This window comes from Pseudomonas sp. FW305-96 (assembly GCF_058783825.1).
Map to the genome: position 1 here is coordinate 179874 of NZ_JBYSYW010000001.1, position 14195 is coordinate 194068.

Annotated in this window: 11 protein-coding genes and 1 pseudogene; 2 read left to right on the forward strand and 10 right to left on the reverse strand. The window is 63.5% G+C overall.

Features of this window, described 5'->3' with window-relative positions; all coding sequences use genetic code 11:
• Positions 1 to 13: 13 nt before the first annotated feature.
• Complete coding sequence (locus tag AC3WL2_RS00800; protein ID WP_102682189.1) at positions 14 to 982, forward strand: metal ABC transporter ATPase; 969 nt, start codon at positions 14 to 16, stop codon at positions 980 to 982.
• Between the two features lie 19 nt (positions 983 to 1001).
• On the opposite strand, the pseudogene hldE reads toward AC3WL2_RS00800, so the two are convergent.
• Positions 1002 to 2327: pseudogene (gene hldE / locus AC3WL2_RS00805) on the reverse strand (bifunctional D-glycero-beta-D-manno-heptose-7-phosphate kinase/D-glycero-beta-D-manno-heptose 1-phosphate adenylyltransferase HldE); the annotation flags it as partial.
• Positions 2328 to 2458: 131 nt separating this feature from the next.
• The gene (gene msbA, locus AC3WL2_RS00810) at positions 2459 to 4261 is read right to left on the reverse strand and encodes a lipid A export permease/ATP-binding protein MsbA (RefSeq protein ID WP_102682191.1); all 1803 of its coding nucleotides are present in this window, start codon (positions 4259 to 4261) and stop codon (positions 2459 to 2461) included.
• Between the two features lie 110 nt (positions 4262 to 4371).
• Between msbA and AC3WL2_RS00815 the strand changes: the two genes are divergently transcribed.
• Complete coding sequence (locus AC3WL2_RS00815; protein WP_102682192.1) at positions 4372 to 5010, forward strand: phosphotransferase; 639 nt, start codon at positions 4372 to 4374, stop codon at positions 5008 to 5010.
• Between the two features lie 33 nt (positions 5011 to 5043).
• Here AC3WL2_RS00815 and AC3WL2_RS00820 read toward each other — a convergent pair whose 3' ends face one another.
• The 8 genes from AC3WL2_RS00820 to AC3WL2_RS00855 all read right to left on the reverse strand — a co-directional run bounded on the left by AC3WL2_RS00820 (position 5044) and on the right by AC3WL2_RS00855 (position 14187).
• Positions 5044 to 6201, reverse strand: coding sequence for a hypothetical protein (locus AC3WL2_RS00820; RefSeq protein ID WP_102682193.1), 1158 nt, complete (start codon positions 6199 to 6201; stop codon positions 5044 to 5046).
• Positions 6194 to 6961 (reverse strand): glycosyltransferase family 2 protein, encoded by a 768-nt coding sequence (locus AC3WL2_RS00825; RefSeq protein WP_102682194.1) that lies wholly within the window; start codon positions 6959 to 6961, stop codon positions 6194 to 6196. Before AC3WL2_RS00825 ends, AC3WL2_RS00820 begins: the two co-directional genes overlap by 8 nt.
• 23 nt (positions 6962 to 6984) lie before the next feature.
• Positions 6985 to 7947, reverse strand: coding sequence for a glycosyltransferase family protein (locus AC3WL2_RS00830; protein WP_102682195.1), 963 nt, complete (start codon positions 7945 to 7947; stop codon positions 6985 to 6987).
• Positions 7944 to 9371 carry a PIG-L deacetylase family protein gene (locus tag AC3WL2_RS00835; protein WP_102682196.1) on the reverse strand — a complete coding sequence of 476 codons (1428 nt, stop codon included), beginning with the start codon at positions 9369 to 9371 and terminating at the stop codon, positions 7944 to 7946. Before AC3WL2_RS00835 ends, AC3WL2_RS00830 begins: the two co-directional genes overlap by 4 nt.
• A 2-nt stretch (positions 9372 to 9373) precedes the next feature.
• A complete protein-coding gene (locus AC3WL2_RS00840) occupies positions 9374 to 10270 on the reverse strand; it encodes an antimicrobial resistance protein Mig-14 (protein ID WP_102682197.1) in 897 nt (298 codons plus the stop codon).
• On the reverse strand, positions 10270 to 11400 hold the full coding sequence (locus tag AC3WL2_RS00845) for a glycosyltransferase (RefSeq protein ID WP_102682198.1): 1131 nt from the start codon (positions 11398 to 11400) through the stop codon (positions 10270 to 10272). The genes AC3WL2_RS00840 and AC3WL2_RS00845 overlap by 1 nt, the downstream gene beginning before the upstream one ends.
• The gene (locus AC3WL2_RS00850; protein WP_102682199.1) at positions 11384 to 13141 is read right to left on the reverse strand and encodes a carbamoyltransferase family protein; all 1758 of its coding nucleotides are present in this window, start codon (positions 13139 to 13141) and stop codon (positions 11384 to 11386) included. The genes AC3WL2_RS00845 and AC3WL2_RS00850 overlap by 17 nt, the downstream gene beginning before the upstream one ends.
• Positions 13142 to 13350: 209 nt before the next feature.
• Positions 13351 to 14187 carry a 23S rRNA (adenine(2030)-N(6))-methyltransferase RlmJ gene (locus AC3WL2_RS00855; RefSeq protein ID WP_102682200.1) on the reverse strand — a complete coding sequence of 279 codons (837 nt, stop codon included), beginning with the start codon at positions 14185 to 14187 and terminating at the stop codon, positions 13351 to 13353.
• Positions 14188 to 14195 lie beyond the last annotated feature (8 nt).

A 14195-nucleotide genomic window follows, 5' to 3' on the forward strand; every position in this document is an offset into this window, starting at 1 on the left:
AAGGAGGAGCCTCGTGCCGCGTACGCTGATCCGCAAGAATCCGAGCAACTTCAAGACCCTGCCGCTGCACGTCGAGGCCACGCCCGATGGCCTGACCTACCAGAGCATCGGCATGCCGCTGAACTTCGCCCAGACCCTGCAGCGGCGCAAGGCCATCCAGGTTGCCAACCCCGAGCACTTCGTGGCGGAGCTGGCCAACCTTGGTGTGTCGGTGCGCCTCACCCTGAACTGGCAAGGCCGCGACTACTGGGTGCTGGTGCGCCAACGCCGACAGGACCGTGGCGATGTGGTGCTCAAGCTGATTTCCGGCTATGTCCCGGCCCACGAGCTGAACCTGCCGCTGCACACGGCGATCCAGGAAGTGGCCGAGGAGTGCCTGCTGGAAACCCCTGAAGGCTGGCTTGGCGGGCGCTTCAACGATACCTGGCTGCCGGCGCCCTATGCCACCGCCCTGCACTATCGCGAGGCACTGCCGTTCGTGCTCTCGCCTGAGTCCGGTGCCGCCCGCCCGGTGCATTGCGCCCGCCTGACCCTGCTGGAGCGGCCACGGGCCTACGTGCACCTGCCCACCGCGTCGTTGCAGCTGATCTACGACCTGCGTCTGCAAGTGCCCAAGGAGGCCAAGTCACTGAGCCTGTTCCATGTCGATGAACGGCTCGAGGGCGACCAACTGGTGGCACGGCTGGACCGCAAAAGACCAGACCTTTACCTGATGCCGTTGAAGGACGGCCAACCGATGGCAGAGCTCTATACCCTGAAGAAGGATCAACTGCTGCCGGCGAGCACACGCGGCCTATGGCTGGCTGAAAGCTTTGCACCACAGGTAGGCTGGGTGGTTCGGGAGGAGCGGGTACGCTGGAAGGACTGGTTGAAGCAACAAGGCCTGGCCGAACACAAGCGCGAACCGGCTTCGCACCTGGAACGCTTCAGTGACAAGGCCCGGGCGTTGCTGGAGCGAGCGCGGGACACGCTGCACAAATGAACGCGGGGCAAGTCGCATCGGCGCCTACCACCTGGTCGATACCGTAGTCGCCGCCCTTGACCAGCACATCCGGCTTGACCTGGCGCAGCAGGTTCTCGGGGGTGTCCTCAGGGAAGCTGATGACCCAGTCCACCGCACCGAGCCCGGCCAGCACGGCCATGCGCCGATCGACGCTGTTGATCGGACGGCCCGGCCCTTTCAGGCGGCTGACCGAAGCATCGTCGTTGATGGCGACGATCAGACGGTCCCCCTGGGCACGGGCTTGCTCCAGGTAAGTCACATGGCCTGCGTGCAGGATATCGAAGCAGCCATTGGTGAAGACGATGCTCTCGTTGTGCGCACGGGCATCATCGATCGCCAGCAGCAACTGCTCCAACCCCAGCACACCGCGCTCGGAGCCTTCCTCACGCTGGATCGCCCGGCGCAGTTCGGGTGCGCTGATAGCGGCGGTACCCAGCTTGCCGACGACGATGCCGGCAGCCAGGTTGGCCAAGGCGACCGCATGAGGCAGGTCTTCGCCGGCGGCAATGGCGGCGGCAAGCGTCGAAATCACCGTATCGCCGGCACCGGTGACATCGAACACCTCACGAGCTCGGGCCGGCAGGTGTAGCGCCGGATGGCCGATGCGCAGCAAGGTCATGCCGTGCTCGCCACGGGTCACCAGCAGCGCGCCCAGATCCAGCTCCTCGAGCAGCTTCAGGCCCTTGGCCACCAGCTCGGCTTCGTCGGCGCAACGGCCAACGATGGTCTCGAACTCGCTGAGGTTCGGGGTGATCAGGCTGGCGCCGCGGTAGATCGAGAAATCCTTGCCCTTGGGGTCGGCCAGCACCGGGATGCCTTTGCTACGGGCAGCCTGGATCAGCGACTGGTGATTCTTCAGCGCGCCCTTGCCGTAGTCGGACAGCACCAGCACCTTGACCCCTTCGAGCAAGGCATCCACTTCCGCCCCCAGCGACAGCGGATCGGTGGCGAAGGGTTCTTCGAAATCGATGCGCAGCAACTGCTGGTGGCGGCTCATGACCCGCAGCTTGACGATGGTCGGCTGATGGGCGATGCGCTGGAAGATCGAGCGCACGCCCGCCGCCTGCAGGCTGTTGGCCAGGCTGTCGGCGGCTTCGTCCTGGCCGGTGACACCAACCAGCGCGGCTGGAGCACCGAGGGCGGCGATGTTCAAGGCCACGTTGGCGGCGCCGCCGGGACGGTCCTCGATCTGATCGACCTTGACCACCGGCACCGGCGCCTCAGGCGAGATACGCGAAGTACCGCCATGCCAGTAGCGGTCGAGCATGACATCGCCGACCACCAATACCGGGGCTTGATCGAAACGCGGCATGGACAACTTCATGGGCAACCCATCATTGGAAAAGTGAACAGGGGCAGGATATTAGCACAGGGTTGCGCAGGGCTTTACGGCCAACCGCGGCAATGCTGTATCGATTGACTGGCGGGGCCGCGAAGGCCCCACCCTACGGCCGATCAGGTGATGTCGGCCTTTTCCGCTTCATCCAGGCCCATGGCGTGCAGGCGGGCATAATGGCCATTAGCCTGGAGCAGATCGGCGTGGGTGCCACGCTCCACCAGACGGCCCTGGTCCATCACCAGGATGAGGTCGGCCTTCTCGATGGTCGACAGGCGGTGGGCGATCACCAGGGTGGTGCGACCTTCCATCACGTGATCCAGCGCCGCCTGGATGTGGCGCTCGGACTCGGTATCCAGGGCCGAGGTCGCCTCGTCGAGGATCAGCAGTGGCGCGTTCTTCAGCAGCGCCCTCGCGATCGCCAGGCGCTGGCGCTGGCCACCGGAGAGCAGCACACCGTTCTCGCCGACTTCGGTATCGAAGCCCTTGGGCAACTGGTCGACGAACTCCTTGGCGTAGGCATCGGCGGCGGCGGCCTCGATATCCGTCCGAGGGGCGCCGGCCAGGTCACCGTAGGCGATGTTGTTGGCCACCGTGTCGTTGAACAGGGTGACGTGCTGTGTCACCTGGGACACATGGCGACGCAGGTTGCGCAGGCGGTACTGTTCGATTTCCACGCCGTCGAGCAGGATCTGCCCTTCTGTGTGGTGGTAGAACCGCGGGATCAGCGCCGCCAGCGTCGACTTGCCGCTGCCGGACCGCCCGACCAGGGCGATCATCTGCCCAGGCTCGGCGGTGAAGCTGATGTCGCTGAGCACCTGACGCTCGGTGCCGGGGTAGGTGAAGCTGAGGTTGCGCACTTCGAGGCGCCCGTCGACCCGCTCCTTCTCGACAGTGCCGGCATCGACCTCCGGCTTCTCGTCCAACTGCTCGAAGATGCTTTCGGCACCGGCAAGGCCCTTCTGGATGGTAGAGCTGACTTCCGAGAGCTGGCGAATCGGCTTGGGCAGTAACCCAGCCGCCGTGATATAGGCCACCAGATCACCGGCCGACGCCTCGCCGCGAAGGAACAGCACCAGGAACATCAGTGTGGCCATGGCGGTGTAGATCACCAGTTGCAGCAACGGCGTGTAAAGCGCACCGGTCTTGGTCATGCGCAGCTGCTTGTCGGTGTTGCTCTGGCTGGCAGCGTTGAAGCGACGCTCTTCGTAGCTTTCGCCACCGAAGCTGCGCACCACGCGATAACCCTGGATGGTCTCGGAGGCCACATGGGTGACATCACCCATAGCCACCTGGATCTTCTTGCTCTGCTTGCGGAATTTCTTGCTGGCGGTACTCACCATCACTGCGATCAGCGGCAGGATCGCCACCATCACCAAGGTCAGTTTCCAGTTCATCCACAGCAGGTAGGCGAACAGGAACACCACTGTCAGGCCTTCACGGATGACCACCTTGATGGCATCCGTGGCAGCGCCGGTAACCATGGTCACGTTGAAGGTGATGCGCGAAATCAGGTGCCCGGAGTTGTGGTTGTCAAAATAGCGGTTGGGCAGCACCAGCAGCTTGTTGAACAACTCGACGCGCAGGTCGTGAACCAGGCACAACGACACCTTGGACAGGTAGTAGTTGCCCAGGAACGAGCCCAGGCCCTGCCAGGCGGCGATCAGGATGATCAGCAGCGGCACCGCCTGCAGCAACTGCAGGTCGCGCAGGTAAGGCACGCTGGGGAACAACACCGCCTGGGGGTTGCTCAGGCCGTCGACAAAATACTTGAGGATCCCGGCCAGCATCGGTTGGGTCGAGGCGAAGATCACGAAACCGACGATGCTCAGCAGGAAGATGCCGATATAGGGTTTGACGTAGCCCAGCAGGCGCAGGTAGATCTTCAGGCTCGCAGGCGAAGACGATTCGGGAACTGTCATGAGAATCCGTCGGGTCAAAAAGAGCCGGGATTATAACACACGCGGTGTCTCGCACCGCCCGCTGCAGGTAAGATAGGCGGCTGTCCCGAACCCATGGCCCTGGAGGCTAGATGCACGCACTTGACCACGCCCGCTACCTTGCCCTGCGCGAGGGCGCCCATGTCCTCGAAGCCGACGGCACTGGCGACAAGGTCCTGCGCCTGCGTGACGGCACGATGCTCAAGCTGTTCCGGCGCAAGCGCCTGATCAGCTCGGCGGCCTGGTATCCCTATGCCCGACGCTTCGCCGACAACTGCAAGGCCCTGGCCGCGCGCGGCATCCCCTGCCCACAGGTCAAGGCGGTGTACCGGATTGCCGAGATCGCCCGCGATGCCGTGCATTACGACCCGCTCCCAGGGTATACGCTGCGCCAACTACTGGACCAACCCGGCGAGCATCCTGAACTGCGCGACCAGCTCGGGCAGTTCATCGCGACCTTGCACGAGGCAGGCGTGTACTTCCGCTCCGCGCATCTGGGCAACGTGGTACTGACGCCCGAAGGGAAACTGGGGTTGATCGATGTCGCCGACCTGCGCATATATCGCAAGCCACTTCGCCGATCACAACGCCAACGCAATTTCCGCCATATGCTGCGGTATCGGCAAGATCGGGAATGGTTGCTGGGTGACCGCGACAACGTGTTCATCGAGGCCTACCTGGCCAGCCAGCAGGTCTGCCGTCGCCAGGACCTGGCCAGCGCACTGGCCTGAACGAAGATGGCCGCCCGGAGGCGGCCATCGTCATCAGCGTAAACGTCGCTGCTGCAACCCACGGCCAAGCACCATGGCTGCCGGCAACAGGACCAGTGGCCATAGCTCGTCGGGGTTGCCGATCAGCTTGCTGCCATCGAAGTTGAGCATCACCAGGGCACAGGCCAGGTACATGCCCCACGGGTCGCGCAGGCGCAAGGCCTGTACCAGGGTCATCGCCACAATGACCAGGAACAGTACCAGCGAGACACCACCGGTATAGAGGCCCAGCGCAACAAAGATATTGTGAGGATGCTGGATTGGCATGAAGCCGCTCAGCAGCTTGTCGGTATGGAACTCGACACCGCAGCCAATCATCCAGCCACAGCTCTGCCACTCGCCGACCATCACGTGGAACAACTCGCCGCGATAGGAGTCACCGCGCTCGAAAAGCGAATGGAACCAGGCCATGTCCTTCACCAACCAGAGGGCGATGCCTCCAAGTACCGCGAACACCAACAGCCAGCTCCCGGCCACGCGCGGGAAGCGCCACAACGCCCAGCACGCCCAGGCGGCGAACAGGAAGGCTGCGCCGACCATCGCGGTACGCGTCTGCAGGACAAAGGTGATCGCCACCACCGACAGCGCCACGGCGGCAAACGCTTCGATCCAGCGGCGACGGTGCAACCATCCCGGCATTGCCAGTGCCAGCGCACAGAGCAGCCATATACTGGTGTAGATCACGTTCTGCATGCGCGCGGGCATCAGACTCACCCGCTCACCCAAGGCATATATGCCGGTCAGGTAAGCGAAAGCCGAATAGCCGAAGATGTACAGGCAGATGATCCAGAACAGCGCACGAGCAAACACCTCGGAGCGGAAGAAGCCCTGATTCGTCAGCCCTGCCACAGCGAAGACAAAGAGCGCAACATAAGCGATGTGCTTGTAGAACTGCCCATCGCCAGCAATCGCTGCGGGCACCAGGAACCAAAGCAGGAACAGCAGCCACGCCAATCCAAGCTTGTCGTTGAACAACCCCGCACCGCGCTCCTTGACCAGAAACACCAAGCCAGGCAACGCGATGAAAGCGTAGAAAATGTTGTTGGTCCATTTCGATGAGGCCATCAGCACGAAGCTGGCCAGGAACACGATCAACGCCGCGCTGAAATAGCGCCGGCTCGTGCGGTTATCGCTGCCAATCCCTTCAAACATCCTTCAACACCCATCCAAGCAATAGTCCAATAAACAACACGCCCAGCAGGCGGATACGATCCATGCGCTTGCGTCGAGCCTTCTTGATCTTCTCTTCCGGCATTTCCACATGCTCGCCGAACCCGGTGTGCAGCACCGCGTCGTTCTCGAGGATCAGCGCGTAGCGGTCACGCTCGGCGTAGAGCCGCGACAGGCTCTTCTCGCCCGAATGCGCGGCGTACGGCGCATGCGCCTGGTAGTCGGCAAGCCTGCGCAAGCCCGGGTTGAACGAGAAGCCCTGCCATTCCGCCTTGTGCGAACCCAGCTTGTGGAAGGCAATACCCTGCAGCACCTGACGCGCCTCCAGGAACACGTAGGGGCTGTGCACCTGCAAGTCATGGTTGAAGCTGCGTAGCCAGACCTGCAAGGCTTGCGGGTCGGCTTCGAGCAAAGCCTGGGACTCCTCGACGAAACCCGGGCGATAGAACGCCCAGTCATCCTCACAGTGGAACACCCAGAACGTCTTGACCTGCGAGTAGGCGGCATCCACCGAACGCAACTGTCCGAGCTTGGGATTGTTGACGATGAAGGTGGTGTGCTCGCGCCAATGCTCAGGAATGCAGCTGCGCACCGCCTCGTCACCGGAATCCTCGGTGATGAACACTTCGCGGATGGGCGCCGTGTTGTAGAGATCGAAACTCTCCAGCGTGCGCTTGAGCAGTTCAAAACGACCACAGCTGGTCACCACCAGTGTGATCTCGCTGTTTTCACTGAAGATCATGGCTTCCTCGATGTGTTTAGGGCTTAACGCGCCAAACCGATGGCACGCAACAGGCGCTCCACCAGGCCGGGTTTGCTGGCCGGGCGTAACGGCGCACGCATGGCCTCGGTGATCGCCTGCCCAAGCGCGTGAAAGGTATAACGCTGCTCGGCCAGTTGCTGGCCGTTGCGCGAGATACGCTCGGCCAGGTCCAGGTCGCCCCGCAGTTGGGCGAGCTTCTCGCGCAGTTGTTCAAGGTCGCGGTAGAGCACGATATTGTGCATGTCGACGAAGCCCAGCGCCTGGTTCTCCTCCTCGCCCTGATCGTAGGCGAACAGCACGCAACCACAGGCCATGGCTTCGAAGTTCTTGATCATGTACTCGCCCATGCCAACGTCGGCACTGACGAAAAAGCGGATACGGCTGAGGGTCTGGCTGTATTCCTCGCCCGACTTGGTGCGGGTGATCAGCAGGTTCTCTACCGCCGCAATCGACTCGAGCATCTGCTTGCGGCCCGAGTAGGCCACACTGCGCAGGCTGCCGACGAACGCCAGCTCGATGTCGCGCTCGCGGTTCTCGTTGCGCAGCAGCGCCTGGTCGTAGCCCTTGGGCACGAATACCGCATCGAAACCTTCATCACGCAGCCGACGGGTAACCACCGCACCTGAAGTGATGACCCGCGCCCACGGCAACTGGCGGTAGTACTCGCTGAACTTGCCGGTGTACTTGCACGGAATATAGTTCTGATAGGCGTCGTGCTCGAGGATCACCAGGTTCGGGAGCGTGCGGATGAAACGCGCCTGGCGGATTTCTTTCTTGAACCGCAGGAAGAACAGGATGCGGTCGTACTGATCGACTTGCACATGCTGATGGAAGTAGCTGCGCAGATCGGCCTGCTCGTCGCCAGTGAGCCAACGGATGTCGCACTCGCAGTCGGCCGCGATGCCTTCGTAAAGACGGTCCAGGATGGCGCGTTGCTCTTTCTGGACCAGGAACAGGACTTTCACCGTGGCTCTCTCTTGTCGATCACTGTACCGACCCACAGCAGTTCGTGGCGCCGTACGGCCTTGCGGAAGAATTCATTGTCACCGAATGCAGGCCAGCGCCGGGCGGCCAGGCAGCGCTGCAGGAAGCGACGAACCCTGCGTTTGAATGGAGCCGCAGGCTGCAGGTCGTGCATCATACCCAAAGCGATGGCCTTTTGCCTCTGCTGCTGCTCGCCAACCCCCAGCACCCAGGGACGCATGGGCAGGCCCGCATCGAAGAACGGTGGCAAAGGCACCCCGGTACCGGCATCGCCCATCGGCCAGCGGTCATTGTCGTGCAGGTGATTGGCGTACAACAGCAAGGTTTGCGGCTGCCAACTCGCCCCTTGCAACGCTTGCTGCAAGGCGTCATGGGCGCACACGTGATCCGGGTGTGGATCGAGCGTCGGGTGAGGCATCACGATGGTTGCCGGGCGCGCATGCTCGATGAGCTCGCGCAGGTCCTGGACCAGGTTGTTCCAGGTCGGCCGGCCATCGGCATCGCTGCGCAGCGCGACCTCGTTGAAACGGCGGAATGGCCGGGTGTCGACCAGATCCGCCTCGCGCGATGCGACAACTGCCTCGGGCTCAGCCTGCATGGCCGGCAACTGCATGCAGAAATAACCCAGTTGCACGCACTGGTTGGAAGGCACCCCGGCCCAGCGGGGTACCGCGATGCTGTCCCAACTGCGCAACTCGCCTTTGAGCCGGGCCGCTTCGACCAGGTCGAGGCCGAAGGTTTCGCGATAATGCGCGTTCTCGATCTCGCCTGCGGTCAGGGTCACGATCCAGCTGCTTTTTGCCTGGGCATAAGCGGCGAAAGCCGCAAGCTCGGCATCGTCGGCATGGGGTGCGATGACCATCAGCGAGCTGGCCAGGTAGTCGGCGTGACGGAAAACCAGCAACTCCACCTCCGGCGCCACGCGGCAGTGCCGGCCACTCAGGCGCAGACGCCCGGCGCTCAGCGCCTCGGCCTGGCCACCCAGATTGAGGTAGCGCACACCACGGACACCACGCTCGAAGGCCTGGCAATCGGCGACGCCACCTTCGATACGCACCGCTGGGTCGAACAGGCGCCCCAACCAACCGGCGCGCAAATTCACCCGCAGCAACAGGGTCTCGCTGCCGCCCAACAGGCAACCGCCCGGCAACGCAAGCACCCCGTCATGGCTGCGCAGCGCATGACGCTCGCTGGCCTGCAAATCGTACTGGTAGTCGCTGCCGGGCACGTAGAACAGGTGGTCGGAAAACCAGGCCTCATGGGCAACCCACAGCAGCACCGCGAGCAAAGGCGGCAGCCACCAGGCCCACAGCGCCGTGAGCAACAGCGCGACAAGCAATACCAGCAGGATCACCCGCTTGCGCTTGCGATGGCGTTTGAGCAGTTGCTGCTTGTTGGCGCTCATGTTCAGACCTGGAAGACGTTGACGGGTTTGCACCAACGATCCTTGTACTCTCGATCGGCCCGGCCGAAGGAGAACCGCAGCGCCTTGCCGCGGGCATTGGCATCCTCCCAGGCAGCCTGGGTATTGAGGAAACTCAGTACGCTACCTGGGCTGAAAGCCTTGGTGTCTGGGTCGACACCGCCGTTTACATATTCAACGCTGATCCACTGTGGCGCCTCGACGCGATACACCAACTGGATCGCGATCGGCGCCCCCTCCAGGAACAACACGGAGCCAATCAACAGTTCGCGCAGGCGCTCGATCACTTCGGCCATGCGGGCGGCACCGGTGGCCGGGAAACCCCAGCGATGCTGGAACAATTCACAGTACATCGCCGCGATCTCGGCTGCAGTGAAATCGCCAATCGGTCGCACCTGGCCGCCAGCCTCTTCCAGCAGGCGCAGCTCACGGCGCTGGTTATAGCGGAACTTCTTCGACAGGTCCTCATGCGCACGTGCCATGGCCAACTGCTCGGGCTGCGCCTTCAAGCCGGTGAAACGCCCCTGGTTCAGCTCCGACAGGTAGCGCCCGGCGTGGCGCAACGGCGCCCCGACATCCATGGCCGCCGGCAGGATGATCTCGGCATTGCCCAGGTCGAACAGGCCCTTCTTGCCTTCGCGCTTGAGTACATCCTTGGCCAGCGCCAGGTGGCGCCCCCAGGTTGGTAGTGCGGCCCTGAGCTCGCCGCCCTGGAACCAACCGAGGTAACGCACCGGGATCTGTGCCAGGTCCGCCAGTTGCTCGACCACCAGCGGGTGCGTGGCGACACTGCCGCCGAAACGCTGCCAGGCAGCGTTGTATTCGGCCGCGTCGATCACTTGCCAGCCGCGTTCGCGCCAGGCCTTGAGGTGATTGAGCATCAGGCCTCCGCCACCAGCGCACGCACCTGCGGCAACTGCCAGAAGGCATCGCGCACCGCCTGATCGCTGAAACGCTGCCGCAGGCGCTGCAGCATGTGCAAAGCACAGGCCTCGCGCTGCCCGGCGTCCAGCCCGGCCAGATGCTTCAGGCCCTGGGCCAGCTGCGCGGCATCGCCCAGCGGGAACAGCACGCCCACACCCTCGACCACTTCCCGGGCGCCGCCACAGGCGGTGGCCAGCAGCGGCACGCCCGCCACCATGGCCTCGAGCAGGACCATGCCGAACGGCTCATGGTCGGAGCTCAGCGCAAATACATCGAAGGCGCGGAAATAACGGCGAGCATCCGGCACCTGGCCGAGGAAGTTCACCTGCCCAGCGATGCCCAGCTCACTGGCCAGCGCCTTGAGCTTGGCCTCGAGGCGACCCTTGCCCAGGATCACCAGCCGCGCGCCAGCCGGCAGGCCAGGCAACGCTTCGGCAAAGCCACGCAACAGCGTGGCCTGGTCCTTGTCCGGGTGCAGGCGGCCGACATTGCCGACCACCCAGGCCTGTTCATCCAGTCCCAAGGCACGACGCGCCTCGTCACGCGGCACCAGGCTGGCCTGCAATGCCTCGATATCGATGCGGTTGTACAGGGTCTGGATACGCTCGGCCGGCCACCGCCCCAGGCAGCGGCGCATGTCGTCGCGCACCGCATCCGAGACACCGAGCAGGCTCAGGCGCTTGCGGAACAGGTTGGCAAACAGTCGGCGCCCCTTGCGCTGGTAGTCGCCAAACGCGTGGTGTACGCCGATCACCGGCAGACCGGTGGCCAGCAGCGCGACATAGATCGGTTTGAAGCGGTGGGCGATGCAGAACGCGAAATTGCGCTGCGCGGCGATCTTGCGCAGCGCGGCGATGGCGCCCAGCTTCAGGCCGCGCACGGCCTTGGAGCTGAACTCCAGGAACAACACCTCGTCCGAGGCGCAGCCAGCCGCGACCTGCGCGTCAGCCGCCCCGGTGAGGAACACGGTGGTGACCTTGTAGCCGCTGCCCTGGAACAGGCTGGCATATTGACGGGCGCAGTCGAGGAACGGCCCGTCATAGCCATGGCAGAACTGCAGGATCCGCGGTTCAGAGCGGCTGGTCATACGGCGCGGCGCCTTCCTTGACCACCAGGATGTCTTCCATGATCAGGTACTGCAGGTCCGAACCGAAGAACATATTCAGGGCATCGGTCGGCGAGCAGATCATCGGTTCGCCACGGCGGTTGAGCGAGGTGTTCAGCGACACGCCGTTGCCGGTCAGGTTTTCCAGCGCCTTCATCATGTCGTAGTAGCGCGGGTTGTACTCGCGCTTGAGCACCTGGGCGCGCGAGGTACCGTCCTCGTGGACCACTTCCGGCACACGGGTCTTCCACTCTTCAGCTACTTCGAAGGTGAAGGTCATGAACGGCGCCGGATGATCGATCTTGATCATCTGCGGCGCGACAGTGTCGAGCATCGACGGGCAGAAAGGCCTCCAGCGCTCGCGGAACTTGATCTGGTGGTTGATGCGGTCGGCCACGCCCGGCACGCTCGGGCAACCGATGATCGAGCGACCACCCAGTGCGCGAGGGCCGAACTCCATGCGCCCCTGGAACCAGGCAACCGGGTTGCCGTCGACCATGATCTTGGCGATCTGCTCAGGCATGTTCTCGAGCTTGCGCCATACCGGTTTGCTCGGGTGACGGGCGCAGGCGGCGATCACGTCTTCGTTGGAGTACGCAGGGCCGAGGTAGACGTGCTCCATCTTCTCGACCGGCACGCCACGGGCGTGGGACACATAGGCAGCTGCACCGACCGCAGTACCGGCGTCGCCGGACGCTGGCTGGACGAACAGCTCTTTCACATCATCGCGGGCGATGATCTTCTGGTTCAGCTTGACGTTCAGCGCACAGCCGCCGGCGAAGGCCAGCTTGCCGGTCTCTTTCAGGGTATCGCCCAGGTAGTGGTCGATCATCTGCAGGGCGAGCTTCTCGAACAATGCCTGCATGCTCGCCGCATAGTGGATATACGGCTCGTCGGCGATGTCGCCTTCGCGCTTCGGACCCAGCCACTCGATCAGCTTGGGCGAGAAGTAGAAGCCCTTGCCCTTCTCTTTATAGCGGCGCAGACCGATGACGTTGGCGTACTCGGTGTTGATCACCAGTTCGCCGTTTTCGAAGCTGGCCAGGCGCGAGAAGTCATACTTGCTGGCGTCGCCGTACGGCGCCATGCCCATGACCTTGAACTCGCCATCGAGCATCTCGAAGCCGAGGAACTCGGTGATCGCGCCATACAGGCCACCCAGGGAATCCGGGTCGAAGAATTCCTTGATCTTGTGGATCTTGCCGTTTTCGCCATAGCCGAAGAAGGTAGTGGCGTACTCGCCCTTGCCGTCGATGCCGAGGATCGCGGTCTTCTCTTTGAAGCCCGAGCAGTGATAGGCGCTGGAGGCGTGGGCCAGGTGGTGCTCGACCGGTTCGATCTTGATCTTCTTCGGATCGAAGCCCAGCTGCTCCAGGCACCAGACGATCTTCTTGCGGTAGCGCTTGTAGCGCCGGTTGCCCATCAGCAGCGCGTCGAGGGCGCGGTCCGGGGCGTACCAGTAGCGCTTGGCGTAGTGCCAGCGGGCCTTGCCGAACAGGCTGATCGGGGCGAAAGGAATGGCCACCACGTCGACGTCCGACGGCTTGATGCCTGCCTGCTCCAGGCAGAACTTCGCCGACTCGTAGGGCATGCGGTTCTTCGCATGCTTGTCACGCACGAAGCGCTCTTCTTCGGCGGCGGCAATCAGCTTGCCGTCGATGTACAGGGCCGCGGAAGGGTCATGGCTAAGGGCGCCGGACAGGCCAAGAATCGTCAGTGCCAAGGGGTTAGCCTCTCAAATCGGTATGAAGTGCGCCACCGGCCATTCAGGCGGATGGCGGCTAAAGGGCGGGATTATAACGCAAAGATCGCCTGACGCGATGCATGGACGTGGCAGCGGGCTTGCCCCGCGATGGCGCTGGATTTGCTGACGCCATCGCCGGGCAAGTCGGGCCGCCGCATCGCGGCTCCCACGCTGCCTGCGACGCCTGTTTATTCGGCGATCAGCCAGTCCATGCGGAAGCTGCCGGCGGTCTGCGCCAGCTCCTTGGCCAGCCACGGCAGCAGCGTCTTGAGCTCATCTTCCAGGCCCCACGGTGGGTTGGCGATGGCCAGGCCCGAGCCATTCAGGCCCTGCGGGCTGTCCTGGTGATGCACATACAGCTCCACGCGCAACAGCTTGGGCGCGCCGGTGCTGGTGAGGTCCTGGTAGAAGCGGGTCAGCGAACGCTGGTCCTTGATCGGGTACCAGATGGCCGCGACGGTCTGGCGCATGCGACCGATCGCCTCCTTCATCGCCACGGTGCAGCGCTTGAGCTCGTCGGCCTGCTCGAACGGCGGGTCGATCAGCATGATCGCGCGTTTTTCCTGCACCGGCAGCAGCGCCCGCGGGATATGCCAGCCCTCGCCCAGGTGCACGGTGACTCGCGGGTCCTTCTTCATGTTCTCTTTGAGCAGCACGCCGTCTTCAGGGTGCTTTTCGTTGAGCTGTGCACGGTCCTGTTCACGCATCAAGCGCCGGGCCAGCTCAGGGGAGCCCGGGTAGTAGCGCAGTTCGCCATTCTTGTTCAGGCGCTTGATGACGCCCAGATAGTCGGCGGTGACGGCCGGCAGGTCATCGCGATTCCACAGGCGGGCGACGCCTTCGAGGTACTCACCGGTACGGCTCGCCTGATCGCCCTGCAGGTCGTACAGGCCAAGCCCTGCGTGGGTATCGATGTAGGCGAACGGCTGCTCCTTGCGCGACATCAGGGCGATGAGGCGGGTGAGCACGATGTGCTTGAGGACGTCGGCATGGTTGCCGGCGTGGAAGGCGTGACGATAGTTCATGGCGGCTC

What these genes read in the sequence shown, in the direction of transcription:
- AC3WL2_RS00855 (WP_102682200.1), bottom strand. Translation starts at nt 14,187, where the DNA reads ATGAACTATCGTCACGCCTTCCACGCCGGCAACCATGCCGACGTCCTC.
- AC3WL2_RS00840 (WP_102682197.1), bottom strand. Translation starts at nt 10,270, where the DNA reads ATGCTCAATCACCTCAAGGCCTGGCGCGAACGCGGCTGGCAAGTGATC.
- AC3WL2_RS00820 (WP_102682193.1), bottom strand. Translation starts at nt 6,201, where the DNA reads ATGTTTGAAGGGATTGGCAGCGATAACCGCACGAGCCGGCGCTATTTC.
- msbA (WP_102682191.1), bottom strand. Translation starts at nt 4,261, where the DNA reads ATGACAGTTCCCGAATCGTCTTCGCCTGCGAGCCTGAAGATCTACCTG.
- AC3WL2_RS00835 (WP_102682196.1), bottom strand. Translation starts at nt 9,371, where the DNA reads ATGAGCGCCAACAAGCAGCAACTGCTCAAACGCCATCGCAAGCGCAAG.
- AC3WL2_RS00815 (WP_102682192.1), top strand. Translation starts at nt 4,372, where the DNA reads ATGCACGCACTTGACCACGCCCGCTACCTTGCCCTGCGCGAGGGCGCC.
- AC3WL2_RS00825 (WP_102682194.1), bottom strand. Translation starts at nt 6,961, where the DNA reads ATGATCTTCAGTGAAAACAGCGAGATCACACTGGTGGTGACCAGCTGT.
- AC3WL2_RS00845 (WP_102682198.1), bottom strand. Translation starts at nt 11,400, where the DNA reads ATGACCAGCCGCTCTGAACCGCGGATCCTGCAGTTCTGCCATGGCTAT.